At 67.1% G+C, this 19,236-nt stretch carries 11 protein-coding genes, 3 pseudogenes and 1 riboswitch; of the genes and pseudogenes, 9 read left to right on the top strand and 5 right to left on the bottom strand.

The features are described 5' to 3' along the window. Positions 1 to 7: 7 nt before the first annotated feature. Positions 8 to 1,696: a nitric oxide reductase activation protein NorD gene (locus MKAN_RS07325; protein ID WP_023366764.1), complete on the bottom strand. Its 1,689-nt coding sequence runs from the start codon at positions 1,694 to 1,696 to the stop codon at positions 8 to 10. 95 nt (positions 1,697 to 1,791) lie between these two features. Here MKAN_RS07325 and MKAN_RS07330 point away from each other — a divergent pair, with 95 nt between their 5' ends. The 3 genes and pseudogenes from MKAN_RS07330 to MKAN_RS29410 all read left to right on the top strand — a co-directional run bounded on the left by MKAN_RS07330 (position 1,792) and on the right by MKAN_RS29410 (position 4,580). After that, on the top strand, positions 1,792 to 2,937 hold the full coding sequence (locus tag MKAN_RS07330; RefSeq protein ID WP_023366766.1) for an acyl-CoA dehydrogenase family protein: 1,146 nt from the start codon (positions 1,792 to 1,794) through the stop codon (positions 2,935 to 2,937). Next, entirely contained in the window at positions 2,934 to 4,037 is a 1,104-nt protein-coding gene (locus MKAN_RS07335; RefSeq protein ID WP_023366768.1) for an acyl-CoA dehydrogenase family protein, read from the top strand. The genes MKAN_RS07330 and MKAN_RS07335 overlap by 4 nt, the downstream gene beginning before the upstream one ends. Then, a pseudogene (locus tag MKAN_RS29410) lies at positions 4,034 to 4,580 on the top strand (SDR family NAD(P)-dependent oxidoreductase). The gene MKAN_RS07335 and the pseudogene MKAN_RS29410 overlap by 4 nt, the downstream one beginning before the upstream one ends. 257 nt (positions 4,581 to 4,837) lie before the next feature. Here MKAN_RS29410 and MKAN_RS07350 read toward each other — a convergent pair. Next, entirely contained in the window at positions 4,838 to 5,995 is a 1,158-nt protein-coding gene (locus MKAN_RS07350; protein WP_023366774.1) for a PPE family protein, read from the bottom strand. Positions 5,996 to 6,927: 932 nt separating this feature from the next. On the opposite strand from MKAN_RS07350, the gene MKAN_RS07355 reads away from it, so the two are divergent. Further along, complete coding sequence (locus MKAN_RS07355; protein WP_023366776.1) at positions 6,928 to 8,430, top strand: PE family protein; 1,503 nt, start codon at positions 6,928 to 6,930, stop codon at positions 8,428 to 8,430. 105 nt (positions 8,431 to 8,535) lie between these two features. Here the strand turns inward: MKAN_RS07355 and MKAN_RS07360 are convergent, their stop codons facing one another. After that, positions 8,536 to 9,702, bottom strand: a complete 1,167-nt coding sequence (locus tag MKAN_RS07360) for a PPE family protein (RefSeq protein WP_023366778.1) — start codon at positions 9,700 to 9,702, stop codon at positions 8,536 to 8,538. Between the two features lie 513 nt (positions 9,703 to 10,215). On the opposite strand from MKAN_RS07360, the gene MKAN_RS07365 reads away from it, so the two are divergent. From MKAN_RS07365 to metE, 3 genes are all read left to right on the top strand, one after another. After that, positions 10,216 to 11,529: a TetR/AcrR family transcriptional regulator gene (locus MKAN_RS07365; RefSeq protein ID WP_023366780.1), complete on the top strand. Its 1,314-nt coding sequence runs from the start codon at positions 10,216 to 10,218 to the stop codon at positions 11,527 to 11,529. 105 nt (positions 11,530 to 11,634) lie between these two features. Continuing rightward, positions 11,635 to 12,477 carry an SDR family oxidoreductase gene (locus MKAN_RS07370; protein WP_023366782.1) on the top strand — a complete coding sequence of 281 codons (843 nt, stop codon included), beginning with the start codon at positions 11,635 to 11,637 and terminating at the stop codon, positions 12,475 to 12,477. 91 nt (positions 12,478 to 12,568) lie between these two features. Next, positions 12,569 to 12,765, top strand: a riboswitch (cobalamin riboswitch). A gap of 125 nt (positions 12,766 to 12,890) precedes the next feature. After that, positions 12,891 to 15,170, top strand: coding sequence for a 5-methyltetrahydropteroyltriglutamate--homocysteine S-methyltransferase (gene metE / locus MKAN_RS07375; protein WP_036392726.1), 2,280 nt, complete (start codon positions 12,891 to 12,893; stop codon positions 15,168 to 15,170). A gap of 277 nt (positions 15,171 to 15,447) precedes the next feature. Here the strand turns inward: metE and MKAN_RS07380 are convergent, their stop codons facing one another. After that, entirely contained in the window at positions 15,448 to 17,184 is a 1,737-nt protein-coding gene (locus tag MKAN_RS07380) for a DUF3556 domain-containing protein (protein ID WP_023366786.1), read from the bottom strand. Between the two features lie 92 nt (positions 17,185 to 17,276). Between MKAN_RS07380 and MKAN_RS31740 the strand changes: the two genes are divergently transcribed. Then, the gene (locus MKAN_RS31740) at positions 17,277 to 17,498 is read left to right on the top strand and encodes a hypothetical protein (protein WP_023366788.1); all 222 of its coding nucleotides are present in this window, start codon (positions 17,277 to 17,279) and stop codon (positions 17,496 to 17,498) included. Here the strand turns inward: MKAN_RS31740 and MKAN_RS31745 are convergent. Then, a pseudogene (locus tag MKAN_RS31745) lies at positions 17,488 to 17,832 on the bottom strand (alkaline phosphatase family protein); the annotation flags it as partial. The gene MKAN_RS31740 and the pseudogene MKAN_RS31745 sit on opposite strands and share 11 nt — an antisense overlap. A gap of 678 nt (positions 17,833 to 18,510) precedes the next feature. Here MKAN_RS31745 and MKAN_RS07390 point away from each other — a divergent pair. After that, positions 18,511 to 19,230: pseudogene (locus MKAN_RS07390) on the top strand (PPE family protein); the annotation flags it as partial. Positions 19,231 to 19,236: the final 6 nt, after the last annotated feature.

Below are 19,236 nucleotides of genomic sequence, written 5' to 3' on the forward strand. Positions count from 1 at the left end.
ATTTGGCTCAACTATCGATGGGCCTGCGGACTTCGGCCGAGCGCAGGGCCGCGCGGAACAGCGGCCCGGCCACCCGCGGCAGCTGCTCCGGTTCCGGGATGGCGGCCAGCGCCGCGCTGCCGAAGACCCGCTGCAGTTCCTCGGGATCGGTGCTCGCCCCGACTGCCAGGCAGACACAACCGGTGCCACGGCCGCGGGCTTCGGCCAGCGCACGACGGGCGTCCGCCGCCCCGTAGGCGCGTTCGTAGCCGTGGTCGTAGGCCAACCCGTCGGACACCACGACCAGTAGCCGCCGCGTCGTGCCGCCACCGGATTCCAGCACGGCCGCACCGTGCCGGATCGCGGCACCGAGCCTCGAATACGCCCCGGGCACCAGGCCGCCGAGCCTTCGCAGCGCGGGGGCATCCAGCGGATCGTCGAAACGCATGACCGGCACCAGCTGCACGGACGCCCGCCCCTGCGAGTGAAATGCGTAGAGCGCCAACCGATCTCCGAGATCACGAAAGGCGACAGCGAGTGCCGCAGCGACGGCCCGCTGCTGTTCGTGCACCGTCTTTCCGGTCGCGCCCGGCTCGGCAACCGAGCCGGAGATGTCCAGCAGCAGCAGCACCGCAAGATCGCGTCGGCGGCGCAGCCGATCGAGGTAGATCGCGTCAGTGGGCAGCGAACCGGCCACGGCGTCGACGCGCGCCTCGACGGCCGCGTCGAGATCGATGTCCTCGCCGTGCAGCTGCCGGCGAAACCAGTCCGGCCCCAGCCCGAGGCGGGCCAGGGAGCGCCGTAATGCGTAGCGGTTCAGGCCATCCGGAAACGAGGCGTCGCCGATAACCGCCGGTATTTCGCGCACCGTGCACCAGTTCGGCCGATAGCAGCGACGGTGGACATCCCACTCGGGATAGGTGACCGACCCTGCTTTCCCGCTGGGGCCGGCGGCGCGTTCGTCGAACAATCCGGCCGGTGCCGTCGACAACACTCCTGGCGCGGACCCGATCCCTGAGCGGCTGCGCTGGGCGGGGGCGTCGGCCCCCGGCTGACCGCTGTCCCCGAGCCGGCGCACCGGGTGCAGCATGCGGCGCAGCAACCGGCCGAGGGCTCCGGCGCCGCCGATCGGGGTGGAGAAGGCGTCGGCAGCCTCCTGTGGGTCTGCGGGATCGTCGTCGGGGGCGGCCAGCGCCGGGCCGGCTTGGCGACCATGCGCACCGACTGTCGGCGCATCTCCGTGCGTAGCCAACTGCGCCAGCAGCTTCCGGGCGTGGATAGCGCCGAAAATCGCCGGCACGCCGGCGATGGGGTGCGGGCTCCGCGCGGCAGCCAGCGAGGTGGCCGGCGAATCGGTGCGAGCGGCGATGTCGCGGTCGATCAACCCCCGCGTCGGCTCCGGTAGCCAGTATTCGTTGGCCGCCAGCGCCCGGTGCCCTTCCACCGCGAGATACCGCCTGGCCACCGCGGGGCGCCGGGTGAGCGCGCGGATCACATCCGGTTCGAGACTTCCCGCCGCCAGCAGCGACGCCTGTACGGCCAGCGACTGCAGCTGATCGCGCCCCGGCAGGTCGGCGTCGACAAAGATGGTGCGGCCATCGGTCCATGCCGACTCGCCGGTACCGGCCGGGGCAACCCGCACCGTACGGCCCGCGATGGCCGAGGCCACCATGCCCAGTCGCGGCAGCCGATCGGTGTTGTGCTGGTCGCCGGTCAAGCGGTTCGTCCTGGTTGTTCGTGTTGACCAAATATCTGTTCCAACGTAGAGTCCGGCTTGACAGGCAGTCAATCGCGCAAGGTCGACACACGCACGTGGACTTCTCATATCCCGTCGAAGTGGAACAGTTCCGCGACGAGCTGCGCAGCTGGCTCGCGGCGAATCTCACCGACGAATTGATCACCGCCCGCCGATCCCCCGGACGCAGCGACACGATATTCGACATGTTGCGCGCCTGGAACGCCGCGTTGGCCGACGCCGGATGGGCGGCCGTCTCCTGGCCCCGCGAGTACGGCGGCCGCGGCGCCACCGTACTCGAGCAGCTGGTCTACACCGAGGAAACCACCCGCGCCCGAGCGCCCTTGCCGCTCAACGTCATCGGCATGAACAACATCGCTCCGGCGATCATGCAATACGGCACCGAAGCCCAGAAGACGACACTGCTGCCCCGGATGTTGCGCGCGGAAGATATCTGGTGCCAGGGCATGTCGGAGCCCGACGCCGGATCCGACCTCGCCGCACTGCGTACCCGCGCGGTGCGCGATGGCGACACCTTCGTGGTCAACGGACAGAAAATCTGGACCTCACTCGGGCACCGCGCCGACTGGTGTCAACTGTATGTCCGCACCGATCCCGAGGCGCCCAAACACCAGGGCATCTCCTGCCTGATCGTCGATATGAGGCTGCCGGGCATCGAGGCTCGGCCGCTGGTCACGCTCAACGGCGACACCGACTTCGCCGAGGTGTTCTTCCACGATGTGGTGGTACCGGCCGACGCGCTGCTGGGTCCGCTCAACGCGGGCTGGCAGGTCGCCACCACCACGCTGAGTCACGAGCGGGCCGGGGCGGCGCGACTTTACACCGAACTGCAGGTGCGACTCGAGGAGCTGGCGGCGGACTTCGCCGCATTCGGGGTCGGCGAAGACCCCGTGACCTTGCGGCGCCTCGGTGAGATCGCGGTGCGCGTCAAGTATCTCGAAGTGCTGTGTCTGCGGTCGATTTCGGCGACCCTGCATGGCGGCTCGGAAATCACCGCCTTCGGGTCGGCCAGCCTGGCCAAGACGGTATGGGGCGAGATCGGGCAAGATCTGGCCGCGCTGGCTTTCGACGTGCTGGGTCCGCAGGCACACCGGTGGGCCGATTACCGGCTGACGTCGCGTTCGCTGACCATCGCCGGCGGCACCACGCAGATCAACACGAACATCACCGCGCAGCGGGTGCTGGAGTTGCCGCGCCGATGAACCTGGAACTGTCCGAGGAGCAGGTGGCGCTGCGCGACACGGTGCGGCGTTTTCTGGCCGAGAAGGCGCCGATTTCGGGACACGTGCGCACGCTGCTCGACGAACCGACCGGCACCACCGAGCCGGTGTGGCACGGTCTGGCCGAGCTTGGGACAACCGGGCTGTTGGTGTCACCCGAATACGGCGGCGCCGGCATGACGATGGTCGAGGCCGGCATCGTCGCCGAGGAACTCGGCGCCGCCCTGCACCCGGGACCGTGGTTGTCCACTGCGGTCGCGGCGACGCGGGCGCTGCGCCGGTGCGACGCCGGCCCGGAGGCCGCCGAGATCCTCACCGGGATTGCCGCGGGGACCACGATCGCCACCGTCGGCCCGTTGGACGTGGCGACCCTGCCGACAGCAAACGGCACGTCGCTCAATGGTGAGCTCGTATCGGTTCCCGACGCCGCAGCCGCCCACGTGCTGTTGGTTTTCGCTCGAAACGCGAACGGCGCCGAGCTTTTCGCGGTCGACACCGCTTCCCCCGGCGTTTCGGTGACGCCCGAGCGCGGTATCGACCAGACCCGCAAGACGTTTCGGGTCGAGCTCGACGGTGTGACGGCACACCGGTTGGCCACCCCGTCGCCGGCCGCCGTTGCGGCCGTCGTCGACGACGTGCTGATCGCCATGGCCGCCGATGCGCTCGGCGCGGCCCGCGCCGTCATGGGCTCGGCCGTCGAATACGCAAAGGTGCGAAAGCAATTCGGCCAGGCCATCGGCTCGTTCCAGGCGATCCAGCAGCTGTGCGTCGACATGTATGAGACGGTCGAGCTGGCCCGCAGCGGTGTGATCCACGCATTGTGGGCCTCGGATGCCTTGCCCCATAACGCCGACGAGCACCACTTGTGCGCGCTGCGGGCCAAGGCCTTCGCCGGGCGGCTGGCCACCGTCGCCGACACGGCGATACAGATTTTCGGCGGCATCGGCTACACCTGGGAGCACGACACTCACCTGTACCTCAAACGCCTGCTGAGCTGGAGCGCATTTCTGGGTGGACCCGACCGCTATCTTACCGAAGTCGGTGCGCGCCTTGCGCATCCAAAAGCGGAGGCCTACCGATGATCGATTTCCGCGACCAGGTCGCGATCGTCACGGGCACCGGCCGGGGGCTCGGCCGGTTGTACGCGCTGGATTTGGCCCGCCGCGGTGCCGCGGTGATGGTCAACGATGTCGGTGCGACCATGCACGGCGAGGGCTCCGACTCCAGCGTCGCCGACGAGGTCGTTGCCGAGATCCACAGTGCGGGCGGAACCGCGCTGGCGTCGCACGACTCGGTGGCCGGCCCGCAGGGTGGCGAGGCGATAGTGCAGGCCGCCGTGGAGCACTTCGGCGGGCTCGACGTAGTTGGTGGTACCGATCGTGGTCATTTTGGCGAGCCGGGTTTGCGAGGTCACCCATCACAACTACTCGGCCTGCGCCGGGCGCTTCGCGCGGCTGTTCGTCGGTCTGAGTCAGGGATGGTCAGCCGGTGCTGACTGCGAACCGACCGCCGAGGACATCGCGACGCACTGGCCGGAAGTGTCTGCCACCGAACCGTTCACCGCGCCGGGCTCGATTTTCGAAGAGGTTTTCAGCGTCTGCGCGCGGCTTGGCGTGACTACCTAAGACGTGCTGATCCAATCACCGCGCTCGGCGACTTCCCGGCCGCGACAAGCACATCGGTCACATTGACCTCTGTCCCAACCCGTACACGCTGACTCATCAAGGGTGCCTACCTTTGAAGCGACACGCAAAGGTGCGCAACGAATCGCTGACAGACCAGGCACAGCGCGCGCCCTAAACGCGTGGAGACTGAGGTGGCTTATGGGAAAGCGGCAGTCGCGTCCTCCAACTCGGGCACTGGAACAGCGCCGTCCCAGTCGCTATCCGATCCCGGTTACCGGTATCACGCCGGACCGCGACTGCGGTGCATTGGGGCTGGCCCCGCCGCGGCCTATCATCTCGCCGGGCATCCCGGCACCACCGGTACCGCTCGGCATCATCGGCATCATCGGCATACCCGGCGAACTTGGCTCCCCGGTCAGCGCTGCCGGGGTGGGAATACCGGCTGCACCCAAGCCCGACATCGCCGAACTGGCCATCGGAGCCGGCACAGACCCCTGCCAAGTCGGCGGAACCGACATGCCTCCAACCATCCGAGCGTTACCCAAATCCGCCGCCATCGCCGAACCCAGCCCTCCGCCACCGGATGCCGTGATTTCAGCATGCGGAACCGTCATCAACTTCGGCACGTCCGCGGGCAACCCACTGGCAAGCGCACCGGCCATCCCGCCCGTTGGCGTGCGCGTCGCATTGCTCATCAAACTCATGAGCGGCGACATCGCCATGCTGAGCGGATACATCAACAACGACACGCTCGACCACGGCAGCGAATCCAGGCCCGACTCCGCGGCTGAAGCTATCGCCGCGATGTCCTGCGCCGGCGCTGCCGCGGATGAAACCACCGACGGCACGCCCGAGGCAGCTTGCGACGCCAACCCGGCCAACCCAGGATTGGACGGCGGCGGACTAAACGGCGCCATTGTCGAGGCCACCGACGCCGCGCCGGCGTGATATCCCGCCATCGCGGCCACATCCTGCGCCCACATCTCCTGGTAGTCGAACTCCGTCGCTGCGATCGCCGGGGTGTTCTGAGCCAAGAAGTTCGTCACCACCAGCGACCGCAATCTCAGCCGATTGGCCGTCACCGCGGCGGGATGCACCGTCGCCGACAGAGCCGCCTCGAACGCTGTCGCCGCAACCCGAGCCTGAGCAGCGGTCAACTCCGCCTCCCCGGCCGCCCCGCTCAGCCAGCCCACAAATGGTGCCGCCGCAGCCGCCATCGACACCGATGCCGGACCTGACCACTGCCCGGTCGCCAATCGGGTTACCACCGAATCAAACGACGCTGCCGATGCCCGCAAATCCGCTGCCAGGCTCAGCCAGGCCGAAGCCGCTCGCAACAGCGGGCCCGACCCGCAACCGGCGAAGATTCGCGCCGAATTGACCTCCGGCGGCAACCAAGCAAAGTCCAAAATCATCTCAACCCCAACCCTTCCGCCGTACACGGCTCGGACGCACTGCTAGAAATCTCCGGTAGTTCTCTTGTCAGCCTTCAGATGTCAACCTCTGCGCTCTCCACGACAATGGCCTAGGCCAGGAGGTCATGTCCGAACGGTTAGGATTTTGGCTGGCATTGGCGGCCTTAGTCGCCGAGCCGGTAGGACCGTTCGCCAAAATATAGGCGCAACGGTATTCGTTGCGCCACAGATCAATTCGACCTGGTCAGTGACAACGAGCCGTCTTGCGCGACGCTCCTTGATCCGAAATGGAGTACCACACGATCAAGCCGGTGCCGAATCACGCTGACATAGAACGACATTCCATATAACAGCGGAGGCCGCACTAGTTCGCGCGCACCACAAAGCAGTTATAATCCGTGAACAAGTATCTGAGTCATCCAGTGAATCCAGCCTTTTCAATGCGGACCGTTATCCGCTGTCACATCGCGGCCGTCGGGAACCGCAGCCGAACGGGGATCTTCAGCCGGACAAAAACTCCCACAAACCATACGCCTTGTCAACTGTTTTCTCTGGCTACGCTTACGTAGGCGAAGGTTACGAATTCGTATTCTATAAGCCCTATTTCGCACATACGGAGTGTCCCGCACGCCGGCTGACTGTCTTCTAGTGCCCCGCTGGGCGCCGGCACTGCCGGTGCGAAGTAGTGCAATCACCTGAAGTACCTTGGCAAGACCTCGTTCCCGACGAACCCACCGCGTCGTCCAAAGTCGGTGCTTGGCCGAAATATTGCGTACGCCAGGGACTCTGAACAACGACGTCGAAAGACATGCTGCAACCGAGCGACTGCGGTGCTACTCTGCAGAGACCCAATTGCACGGAGGGGAATGGGCGCGTGCAGTCCGGGAGCAAGTGGTTACCCGACAAGCGCTCAGTGCGATTAGGAGATCCCCATGTCATTTGTGTCCACGGTGCCTGAGGCGCTGCAGACCGCCGCAACCGACTTGGCGACTATCAGATCCTCGCTCGGCGAGGCCAATACCGCTGCGGCCACAGCTACAACGGAAATACTTCCCGCAGGCGCCGACGATGTTTCGGCCGCGATCGCAGCGCTATTTTCCGCGCAGTCGCAAGTCTGGCGAACGTTCAGTGAGGACGCTGCGTGGCTTCATCAGCAGTTTGTGGATGCCCTCAACGGTAGTGCCATCAAGTATGCGACCGCCGAGCTGGAGAACGCCGAGCGGACTGTCCTGCACGTCATCAACGAACCGACCGAGTATTTGTTCGGACGCCCGCTGATCGGCAACGGCGCCAACGGGGCTCCCGGGACGGGGCAAAACGGCGGGGACGGCGGCATTCTCTGGGGAAACGGCGGTAACGGCGGATCAGGTGCGCCCGGCCATGCCGGCGGCAACGGTGGTGACAGCGGGATATTCGGCTCCGGCGGCGCCGGCGGAGCCGGTGGAAACTCCGTGAACGGCACCGCCGGGGCCGGCGGCGCCGGCGGCGCCGGCGGGTTGTTCGGCTCCGGCGGCGCCGGCGGAGCCGGCGGTATGTCGATGAACGGCACCGGCGGCGCCGGCGGAACCGGTGGAACCGGCGGACTTTTCGGCACCGGAGGGACCGGCGGTGCCGGCGGGTCCGGCACGGGAAACGGAGGTGCCGGCGGGGCCGGCGGCAACGCGTGGCTTGCCGGATCGGGGGGCGCCGGAGGTGCCGGCGGAGTGGCGGGAACCTCCGGCTCGGGCGGCCAGGGCGGATCCGGAGGCAACGGCGGGTGGCTTTCCGGTAACGGTGGCGACGGCGGAACCGGTGGCGCCGGCGCCGTCAACAACGGGGGAAACGGTGGGGCCGGCGGCAATGCCGGTTTGCTCTCCGGAAACGGCGGTGACGGCGGCACCGGCGGATACGGCAACAACAACGGAGGCAGCGGTGGCGCGGGCGGCAACGCCGGCTGGCTCGCCGGTGACGGCGGCAATGGTGGGACCGGCGGAGTGGGCGGCACCACCAACGGTGGTAGCGGCGGCGACGGCGGCAGCGGAGCCTGGTTTTCGGGTAACGGCGGCGCCGGCGGCGCCGGTGGCCAGGGCATCGCCAACGGCGGTGACGGTGGGGCCGGCGGCAACGCGGGCCATTTCTTCGGATCGGGCGGCGCCGGCGGCGGTGGCGGAATCGGGTTGAGCGGCAACGGCGGAGCAGGCGGCAACGGCGGCAACGCCGGACTGATCGGCGACGGCGGCAACGGCGGTAACGGCGGCGGCGGCTATATCAGCGGCGGAAACGGCGGTAACGGCGGGAATGCCTCGATGATCGGCAACGGCGGTAACGGTGGTAATGGCGGGACGGGGCACTGGACCGGCACTGGCGGCGCCGGCGGTTCGGGCGGGAAGCTGGTAGGCCAACCCGGCTTTGCCGGGGCACGCGCCCGCGCGACAACCAACTCCGTTGATCAGTAACGTGTCCTGACGTCGTCGGCGACGGCGGCATGCTGCTTCTCGAATTGGCTCCGGCCGCACTGCCCCTCCGAAAGCCGCGGGCCGCTCGGCCGTCCCGATCCGGGCCTATCCGATCCCGGTCCGCGGAATCACGCTGGGCCGCGACTGCACCGGATTCCCGCCCGCTCCACCGCGGCCCATCATGCCGCCGGGCATCCCGGCGCCGGCACCGCCCATGCCCATCGGCATCGGCATCATCGGCATCCCGGCGGGCCGCGCCGCTCCGGTCAGCTCCGCGGGATTGGCCATGCCTGCAGCACCCAAGCCCGATAACGGCGAACTCGCCATCCGCGTCGGCGTCGACCCCTGCCACGTCGGCGGAACCGACATCGTCCCCACCATCCGGGCCTTACCCAGACCCGCCGACATCGCCGAACCCAGCCCGCCGCCGGCAAACGGCTTGGTCCCAGGATGAGCGGCGCCCACGAACTTCGGCTCGCCTGCCGCCGCTCCGCCGGCCGTGGCACCGGCCAACCCCGCGGCCGGAGTGCGCGCCGCATTGGTCAGCACGCTCATCAACGGCGAAATGGCCATGCTCACCGGATACATGAACGACGACAACGGCAAAGACTGCAGCATCGAGAGTGCGGACGGAGCCGCCGACACGATTCCCTGCACCGGTGTGGCTATCGCGGCGCCCGCCGACGACGCTATCGCCGTGACACCCGAGGCGGCCTGCGATGCCAGCCCGGCCAACCCCGCCATCGTCAGCGGCGGCAGGCTGAACGGCGTCAGCGTCGACGCCACCGACGTCGCTCCGGCTTGATACCCCACCATCGCGGCCACGTCCTGAGCCCACATCTCGAGGTAATCGCCCTCGGCGGCCGCGATCGCCGGGGTGTTCTGCCCCAAGAAATTTGTCGCCACCAACGACAGCACCGACACCCGATTGGCGGTCACCGCCGCCGGATGCACCGTGGCCGACAATGCCGCCTCGAAAACGGTCGCCGCCGCGCGCGCCTGAACGGCGGCCGACTCGGCCTCCCCCGCGGCCCCACTCAACCACCCCACGTACGGTGTCGCCGCCGCCGCCATCGACACCGAGGCCGGCCCCGACCACGGCCCGGCCGCCAACCCGCTGACCACCGAATCAAACGATGCCGCCGACGCCCGCAGATCCGCAGCCAGGCTCTCCCACGCCGAAGCCGCCGTGTGCAGCGGACCCGATCCCGCACCGGCGAAAATTCGTGCCGAGTTGACCTCCGGCGGCAACCACGCAAACTCAGGAATCATGCCAACCCCAAACCTCCGGCCGTATTAACGGCTCGGACATCCACTCCCGCCGACTGCCTTCACTACGACACGCACCCGCAGCAACAGTCACCTCGTGCGACTATTTGCGCCACGGCCGAATGCTAAGGCGGTGCGACGCAGAAAATCAGGGCTTTCGCACCAAACCTTCCTGCCAATATCCTCAAAGCCACCTGTCAATCACCTATAAAGGGCCGGCAGTTGGGCCACATCGCCGGGCGGGCCGGCCGGCACGTAGCCCCCTCCCGGCGGATGCGCCGCGCGCCGGGCCGCAACGGGTGAGGCTTCGCGGGAGCCGCCCGATGCCAATCCGCGGCCAGCCGGAACAACCCGTTTTAGAATCGGCCTGTCAACCACCTCCAGCAGCGCGTCGACCGGTCTACGGTCTGATAGTCTTCAACAACAAAGATTTGGTTCGGCGGGAGGGCGAGTGCGTAGGTTTGCCAAGCCGCTGTCTGCCAAGCCGCGGTCCTCCGGACGTGCGTCCCGGTAGCTATGGCAAAAGCCAACACGTTGGCAAAAGGCCGCCAGCCGGTAGATCGCCCCGACGAAGCCGTCGCCGACGACTCCCGGACGCGCCGGGCCGAGATTCTGCAGACCGCGGCGTCGTTGATCGCGTCGTCGGGATTGCGAACGTCGCTGCAGGAAATCGCCGAAGCGGCAGGCATTCTGCCGGGCAGCCTCTATCACCACTTCGAGTCCAAAGAAGCGATCCTGATCGAACTGATCCGCCGCTATCAAAACGATCTGAATCGCGTCGGCCTAACCGCGCAGCAGAAACTGGACGAACCGGACTCGCGGCCGGTGGCCGAGAAGATCACCGAGTTGGGATCGGCGATCGCCAACTGTGCGGTAGCGCACCAAGCAGCCCTGCAGATGTCGTTCTACGAGGGACCGAGTGCGGATCCCGAACTGATGAAGCTCACCCAGCAGCGGCCCGCGGCGCTGCACGAGGCGATGGTGCAGACGCTGCGCGCCGCCAGGTGGAGCGGCTACATCAAACCGGAAATGGATCTTCCGACGTTGGCCGACCGCATCTGCCAGACCATGCTGCAGGTGGGGCTCGACGTGATCCGGCACCACGCCTCAGCCGACCAGGTCGCCCGGCTGATGTGCCGAATCATCCTGCAGGGGTTGGCAACCCGACCCCCGGATGATCCGGAGCTGGACGGATCAAGCGCCTTGGCGGCCGCCAACGACGCCATCGCGACATGGACCGACGACAAGGACGCCGACCCCGGCGACAAAGCAGCCCGCGTCCGTGCCGTAGCCCGAACCGAGTTCGGGCGCCGGGGATATGAAGTCACCACGATCAGAGACATCGCTTCTGCGGCCGGTATGGGCACCGGCACGGTCTATCGGGTGATCGGATCCAAGGACGAACTCCTGGCTTCGATCATGCGCTCCTTCGGCCAGAAGGTCGAGGCCGGCTGGGTCAGCGTACTGCGCTCGGATGCCACGCCGATCGAAAAGCTGGACGCGCTGAGCTGGATCAATATCAATGCGCTGGATCAGTTTTCCGACGAATTCCGGATACAGCTCGCCTGGATGCGGCAGTCACCGCCAAACACCCCCAACCCGGGGTGGCTGTATGCCACCCGGCTGCGGCAGCTGAAATCACTACTCTCCGAAGGTTTCCGCTCCGACGAGATACGGATCGAAACCCCGTCCCTGGCGATGCTGGCACGATCCGTCATCGCCTTGCAGTGGATACCGGAGAACATCCTTCGCGCCGTCGGCCCGCGGGCCGCCCTAATTCATGCCCGTGACACGGTGTTACGCGGCGCCGCGGTACGCGGCGAGCCGTGACGCCAGTTGTGTCCGCGGTTTGAAAGTATTGAACCAAAAATATGTTCTCCCTAGAGTGGGGCAGGTAAGCGGCGAATACGTAGGGCCCGCGGGGAAGGGATCTCCATGACTGTTCTGGATCGGCTGCGCTACGACGGCAAGCGGGCGTTAGTTGTCGGCGGCGCGACGGGCATGGGCGCCGCGGCGGCCAGGGCGGCAACCGAACTCGGCGCCGACGTCACCGTCATGGACTACGCGCCGGTGACCCTTGACGTCGCCCAGTCGCTGCAGGTCGACTTGCGAGACCCGGCATCGATCGACTCGGCGATCGGGCAACTCGGTGGACCGGTCCACGCGGTGTTCTCCGCAGCGGGGGTGGCCGAAGGCCCGGAGCTGATGAAGATCAACTTCATCGGCCATCGCCATCTGATCCAGCGGCTGCTGGACAACGACCTGCTGCCGTCCGGCTCGGCGATCTGTTTCATCTCCTCGGTCGCCGGCATGGGATGGGACAACGACCTGCCGCGCCTGCAGGAGTTCCTGGCCACGCCCGACTACGCGGCGGCCCAGGACTGGGTTGCCGCGCACGAGGCCGAGGGCATCATCCACTACGGCTTCAGCAAGAAGGCGGTCAACGCCTATGTGGCGATGCAGGCCTATCCCCTGCTGAAGAAGGGGATACGGATCAACGCCATCTGCCCCGGGCCCACCGACACCCCGTTGGCCCAGGCCAACGCGGACCTGTGGCTCAGCTACGCGCAGGACTACCGTGACGAGACCGGCTCCAAGGTGCACACTCCCGAGCAGATGGGCGACGTCATGGTGTTCCTCAACAGCGCGGCCGCCTTCGGGATCAGCGGTATCACGTTGCTGGTGGACTACGGGCACACCATGGCGTCGCTCACCGGCGCCTACCCGCCGGGCAAACCGATCCTCGACCTGATCATGGGCCGCGTCCCGATGCCCTAGCCGCCGCAGCCCTGGCAGCCGATCCACCGGGCCGGGCCGCAGCGTAACCTGGACCACGCAGCTGGTCTGCCGTCGTCGCAGCAATGCGGCGCCGGCATCGAGCGAGGCAGGTTAGCGATGCCCCGCGAGAGGGAATCCGGTGGGAATCCGGAACTGTCCCGCAGCGGTATGCAGGAACGACCGCCGTCAACAGCACTGGTCGCACGACTGGGAAGCGACGGCCATTAGGAGCACCACCACCGGTGCGCGCCTGCGAGTCCGAAGACCTGCCAGCCGTGCCGGGCGCGCCGCGTCCGGCGGGTCATCGCCTCGTGGAGTGGGCGTTTGGCCGTACCGGTTACGGTGTTGCACCGCAACCGGATTCGGCTGCACGTCCGCGGGCGGTGACCACACCGTCGAGTAAAGGACACGTCGTGACCGCTCATAGTTCTCAGAAGTTCACCGCCACCATCACCGGCTCCCCCCGCATCGGCCCCCGCCGTGAGCTCAAGCGAGCGACCGAGGGGTACTGGGCCGGACGCACCAGCCGATCCGAGTTGGAGTCCGTCGCCGCCACCTTGCGCCGTGGCACCTGGACCGATCTGGCCGCCGCCGGCCTGGACTCGGTGCCGATCAACACCTTCTCCTATTACGACCAGATGCTCGACACCGCGGTGCTGCTCGGTGCGCTGCCGGCCCGGGTGAGCGGGATCTCCGACGGGTTGGACCGCTACTTCGCCGCCGCGCGAGGCAACGCCGACGTCGCGCCGCTGGAGATGACCAAGTGGTTCGACACCAACTACCACTACCTGGTTCCGGAGATCGGGCCGTCGACCACGTTCACGCTGAACCCCGACAAGGTGCTCGCCGAGCTCAAAGAGGCACAGGAGCTCGGTATTCCGGCGCGTCCGCTGATCATCGGGCCGGTCACCTTCCTGTTGCTGAGCAAGGCCGTCGACGGTGCCGCCCCACCGATCGAACGGCTCCAGGAGCTGGTTCCGATCTACGCCGAACTGCTGTCCCTGCTGGCCGGCGAGGGCGCCCGGTGGGTACAACTCGACGAGCCCGCGCTGGTGACCGACATCTGCCCCGACGCGCCGGCGCTGGCCGAGCGGATGTACACGGCGCTGGGGTCGCTGAGCAACCGGCCCGCCATCCACGTCGCCACCTATTTTGGTGATCCCGGCGCCGCACTGCCGGCGCTGGCCCGCACGCCGGTGGAAGCCATCGGAGTGGACCTGGTGGCCGGTGCGCGCACCGCGGTGGCCGGGGTGCCCGAGCTGGCCGGCAAAACGCTGGTGGCCGGCGTCGTCGACGGCCGTAACGTCTGGCGCACCGACCTGGAGGCGGCACTGGGCCGGCTGGCGACGTTGCTGGGTTCGGCGGCCACGGTTGCGGTTTCGACGTCGTGTTCCACCATGCACGTGCCGTATTCGCTGGAGCCGGAAACCGAGTTGGACGACAACTTGCGCAGCTGGCTGGCGTTCGGCGCGGAGAAGGTGCGCGAGGTCGTCGTGCTCGCGCGGGCCCTGCGCGACGGGCGTGACGCGGTCGCCGAGGAGATCGCGGCGTCCAATGCGGCGGTGGCGTCGCGCCGGAGGGATCCGCGCCTGCGCAACGGGCAGGTTCGGGCCCGCATCGACTCGATTGTGGCGTCGGGCGCCCACCGGGGTGACGCGGCCGCGCGTCGCGCCAGCCAGGATGCACGCCTGCACCTGCCGGCGCTGCCGACCACCACCATCGGCTCCTATCCGCAGACCGCGGCGATTCGCAAGGCGCGCGCGGCTTTTCGATCCGGCGAGATCGACGAGGCCGAGTACGTCCGCCGGATGAAGACCGAGATCGCCGACGTCATCTCGTTGCAGGAGCAGCTCGGGCTGGATGTGCTGGTGCACGGTGAGCCGGAGCGTAACGACATGGTGCAGTACTTCGCCGAGCAGCTGCAGGGGTTCTTCGCCACCCAGAACGGCTGGGTGCAGTCCTACGGCAGCCGCTGCGTGCGCCCGCCGATCCTCTACGGCGACGTGGCGCGACCGCACCCGATGACGGTCGACTGGATCACCTACGCGCAGTCTCTGACCGACAAGCCGGTCAAGGGCATGCTGACCGGTCCGGTGACGATCTTGGCGTGGTCGTTCGTGCGCGACGACCAACCACTGGCCGAGACCGCCAACCAGGTGGCGCTGGCGATCCGCGATGAGACAGTGGACCTGCAGGCCGCCGGGATCGCGGTCATCCAGGTCGACGAGCCCGCGCTGCGGGAGTTGCTGCCGTTGCGTCGCGGGGAGCAGGACGAGTATTTGCGTTGGGCCGTAACCGCTTTCCGGTTGGCGACCTCGGGTGTCGCCGACTCGACGCAGATCCACACCCATCTGTGCTACTCCGAATTCGGTGAAATCATCGGCGCCATCGCGGATCTGGATGCCGATGTGACGTCGATCGAAGCGGCGCGCTCGCACATGGAGGTGCTCGACGACCTGAATGCGGCCGGCTTCGCCAACAGTGTGGGCCCGGGCGTCTACGACATTCACTCGCCGCGGGTGCCGAGTTCCCAGGAGATGGCCGAGTCGCTGCGTGCGGCATTGAAAGCGGTTCCGGTGCAGCGGCTTTGGGTCAACCCGGACTGTGGCCTGAAGACCCGCAACGTCGATGAGGTCACCGGGTCACTGCGGAACATGGTGGCCGCGGCCCGGGAGGTCCGCGCGGACGTGTAGTTCCGGGCTCGCGAACGTAACGCCACGGCGACTTTCGGCGCGAAGTCTCGCCGTGGCGTTACGCTCGGCGACGCCGCGGAGCGGCGTGCGGAGGAGCGGCGTGATGAGGACCGGCGTGATGAGGACCGGCGTGATGCCGCGAACTGGCCCGGCCGAGTGTGCAGTGACGGCTTTGACTGTGAGTCCACGGTGTGCCCTAGCGCTTTTCGGCCGCCGTACAGTCACGCTGGAAGCCTTCGCTACACACTCGACGCCAACGCGACACGCCAACGGCCGCTCACACCCGTCGAAACTCGTCCGATAGCAGGTGAACCGGCACGTCGTCGGCCCAGGGCTGCCGGGTCACCATGTCGGCCACCCGCACGTAACCGCGTTCGAATTCGCCGGTCGCCGCATCGACCAGCCGGTAGGCCTGGGTCTGCTTGTGGATGGGTTGCGCGTCGAGCAGGACGATGCGTACCTCGCCCGGTTCGAAGTGGCAGCGCTCCTGCATCGCGGCAATGAGCTGCTCGTTGTGCATGTGGCCGTCGCCGAAATTCCACCCGATCGCGGTGCTGCAGATCCGCTCGCCGTCGGTGATGACGTAGTCGTCTTCGTTCTGCCCGGCCATGGCCCGGTGCGCCAGGGTGAACAGCGCCCGGCCGTGAGTGTTCATGGCGCGGAACGCATATCCGAGATACATCGGAATCTGCGCCTTGTCCTTGCCATAGAAGCGCTCCAGCTGCGCGGCCGGCATGCTGGCGATCGCGACGATGCCCTTGCCGATCTTCTCGCTTGCCGACGGCTTGATGCACCACAGCGTGGTGTCCCAGTTGCCGGCGTAATAACGCATGCCGGGCAGAAACGAGATCTTGCGCGGGAACACGTTGCCCAGCACGACGGTGCCGGCCACCACGGCGAACAGAATTCCCACCGGCACAGGGTTTTTCACATCGGTAAGGCCGAGTTCGGCATGGCCGACGAACAGCGACAGCACGCCGAAGATCATGAAGACGTTCCACTCCAGCGGCACTCCCATCGGGATCGCCGTCAGGATGCCCAAGTGGAAACACACCATCACGAACGCCGCCACCGCGGTCGGCCAGCCGCCGTGCGCGAAGAACAACACCACCGGCACGGCCATCTCGATAAAAGTGCTGACGTGGGCGATGATCCGGGACAACCGTCCGGGCCGTAGGTCGTCGGGAAACTTCTCGAAGAACCTCCGCTTGATGAACCGTGGCCGGATCAGCGGGTTGTTGGACATCATGGTGGAGATCACGAACGGGAAGTGCTTGTTGAGCTTCGACGTCGCCGCCCCCATCCAGATCACCAGAAACACCAGTTTGGCGGCGACGATCAGGTCGGCACCGCCGAACAGGAACGTCACGGTCAGCGAGGCGTAGACCTCACCGCGGGCGGCCAGGAAAATCACCTTGTCGCGCAATCCGGCGACGGCCAGGATCGCCAGGATCGTCCAGATCTGCCACACCGGTAACAACCCGACCTTGGTGCCCAGCTCCGGGACGGGACCGGTGCCGTCGGAGAACAACGCCCACAGCGTCATCACCAACAGCGCCGCATACAGCAGCACATCTATCGGAGCCCGCGCCGTGCCCCTGGTCAGCGCGACCCTACCCGGCCACGGAGGCAGTCGAATGGTGTTGGGCCGCAACCAATACAAGATGGACCCCAGCGGCGGGAAGAACCGGTTGTTCAACGGTCCGAAGCCGCAACCGAGCCCGATCACCTCGAAGAGCATCGTGTACAGCACGACCTTCTCGAAAACGATCGGCTCGGAGTACCACGACCTGACGTTGGTGAACCCGTCGATGCCCTTCGTGCTCAGCACCACCAGCCAGGCGCCCAGGATGTAGAGGCCGATCTTGACGACGTAGAACAGGTGCAGCGCCACGGGTGTGCCGAAACCCACCTCGGCCCAGTGCCGGGCCATCGGGCGGATCTTCTCGCTGCGGGTGCCCTTGCTCCATTCGGCGACGTCGACCTGCGGCAGTTCGGGTTTGAGGAATCCCATGGTGACCCAGATTAGAACGTGTTCTAGCCGCGTGGGTTCATCTTGGCGTCCAATTCTTTACCTGCCGCTGCGCCCGCGGATACCGTGTCCACGTGAGCAGATGGCGGTGTGTCGCATTGACCATCGTGACGCTGTTCTCGCCGATCGTGGTCGCGGGCGGCGGCATCGCTGCGGCCCAGGCGCCGTCTCCGGGTGATTCCTGTACCGTGCTGCACGCGACCACCCAGGACGCCAGCGGCCGGACGATGTGGTGCAACCCGACCATGACCGGCGATCACAGCCTGGTGTGGCAATACGGCGGACCGGATCATTGACGCATTCGTCGTCGAGAAGCGGGCCCCGGGTGGTGTCGAAACGGTACGGGACCGTGATGCCGGACGGGTCCTTCGCCTGGGTAGCCGGGTTCCCGCCCTTCTGCTGAAAAGCGGGCGAGGCGCCGTCGAATCCGTTGACCCCGGAAAGGGTGCCGAAATACGAATCGAATGACCTGTTCTCCTGCATGAGCAAGACGAAGTGCTCGATGTCGCTCAGATGGCCCGAGCAGGGGCCTGCCGGATAAGCCTTATCGATCGCCGGGCCGGCCACGGACATGAAAGCCGCGGCGCCGGTTGCAGCGGCGAGCTTGGCCAGAAACTGTCGACGCGACATTCCCGTCGACCAGTTGTTCGTCTACCACAATGCCTCCTGTGCGCTTAATTGAGCACGTCGAATTTCCGCTGAACGTCAAGCGTGAACTGACCGGCATGTCCGATATTTGGCGATTCAGAGTCGGTCCCATCGCGGCTGCGATATTTGAAATCCATGGGCGTGCGTCGTCAAGGCCCGCGGGTAAGTGACGGACGCCGCAGGGTGACGAATTCGGGGATGCGTGCGTGAGGCACCCACGACCGACTACGTGGCGTTGGTCACCTAACGGGTCGACGAACCGGCCCCGAGTTCCGTTACGCAGCCCTCGCCGTGCACACCGTGCGACCCGAACCGCGGCCGACGACACCGTCAAACGGCGGTGCCGCTCTGGGTAGGCAATCTCGTCGATACCGATCCTGGGCGATGACCAATTGCGCAGTCCCGCAACTACTCACGGAGCGCGGCGGCGCTGCACCGACAAGCGGGTGAGCCGAGTCCTCGGCGTGCGAACGCCCGATCGCGGTTGGTGTCGTTGATTGCCGCGCACGAGGACGGCATGGCCTGCGGACGCGAGGCGACGTGTCGAATGTCGATGAGCCCGGCTCCAGTTCGGTTCGCGGGGCGGGGGCTGCGCCCCTAATATGCCGTCACCGGTGCTGGCACCGTCCCGGCCGCGCCGCATCGATCGGAGAAACGACATTGGATTTCGCGGTACTACCTCCCGAGATCAACTCTGCCCGGATATACGCCGGTCCCGGCTCGGGACCAATGCTGGCCGCCGCAACGGCCTGGGACGGGCTTGCCGCCGAGCTGCACTCGGTGGCGAGCTCGTATGAGTCGGTCATCGGGGGGTTGGCCTGCGGTCCCTGGGTCGGCCCGTCATCGGCGTCGATGGCTGCCGCAGCCGCCGAGTTTGTGACGTGGACGAGAGCCACCGCCGCGGGAGCCGAGCAGGCGGCCGGCCAGGCCGCGGCCGCGGCCGCCGCATACGAGACGGCGTTTGCGCAAACGGTGCCTCCGCCCGTGGTCGCGGCCAACCGCACGCTGCTGACGGCGCTGATCGTGACCAACCTTTTTGGGCAGAACACCCCGGCCATAGCGGTCGCCGAGGCACAGTACGCCGACATGTGGGTCCAGGATGCCGCAGCGATGTATGGCTACGCGGGTTCGTCGGCGTCGGCGACCAGGTTGACCCCGTTCACTCCGCCACCGCCCAACACAGAGCCCGGCGGATTATCGGTCCAAGCCGCCGCGGTGGCCCGGGCCACCGGGGCCTCAGCCGGCAACGCGCGGCACAACGCGTCCAGCACCAGCCGGTCGGTGTCCGCGGTGCCCAATACGCTGTCAAGCCTCGCGAGCCCGGCGGCGGCCATTCCCTCACTGACGCCACTCGAGTGGCTGGACTTGCTGGCGGACCTTAGTCCG

Source organism: Mycobacterium kansasii ATCC 12478, from assembly GCF_000157895.3.
In the GTDB taxonomy this organism is placed as follows: Bacteria; Actinomycetota; Actinomycetes; order Mycobacteriales; family Mycobacteriaceae; genus Mycobacterium; species Mycobacterium kansasii.

What these genes read in the sequence shown, in the direction of transcription:
- MKAN_RS07335 (WP_023366768.1), top strand. Translation starts at nt 2,934, where the DNA reads ATGAACCTGGAACTGTCCGAGGAGCAGGTGGCGCTGCGCGACACGGTG.
- MKAN_RS07350 (WP_023366774.1), bottom strand. Translation starts at nt 5,995, where the DNA reads ATGATTTTGGACTTTGCTTGGTTGCCGCCGGAGGTCAATTCGGCGCGA.
- MKAN_RS07355 (WP_023366776.1), top strand. Translation starts at nt 6,928, where the DNA reads ATGTCATTTGTGTCCACGGTGCCTGAGGCGCTGCAGACCGCCGCAACC.
- MKAN_RS07360 (WP_023366778.1), bottom strand. Translation starts at nt 9,702, where the DNA reads ATGATTCCTGAGTTTGCGTGGTTGCCGCCGGAGGTCAACTCGGCACGA.
- MKAN_RS07365 (WP_023366780.1), top strand. Translation starts at nt 10,216, where the DNA reads ATGGCAAAAGCCAACACGTTGGCAAAAGGCCGCCAGCCGGTAGATCGC.
- MKAN_RS07370 (WP_023366782.1), top strand. Translation starts at nt 11,635, where the DNA reads ATGACTGTTCTGGATCGGCTGCGCTACGACGGCAAGCGGGCGTTAGTT.
- MKAN_RS07380 (WP_023366786.1), bottom strand. Translation starts at nt 17,184, where the DNA reads ATGGGATTCCTCAAACCCGAACTGCCGCAGGTCGACGTCGCCGAATGG.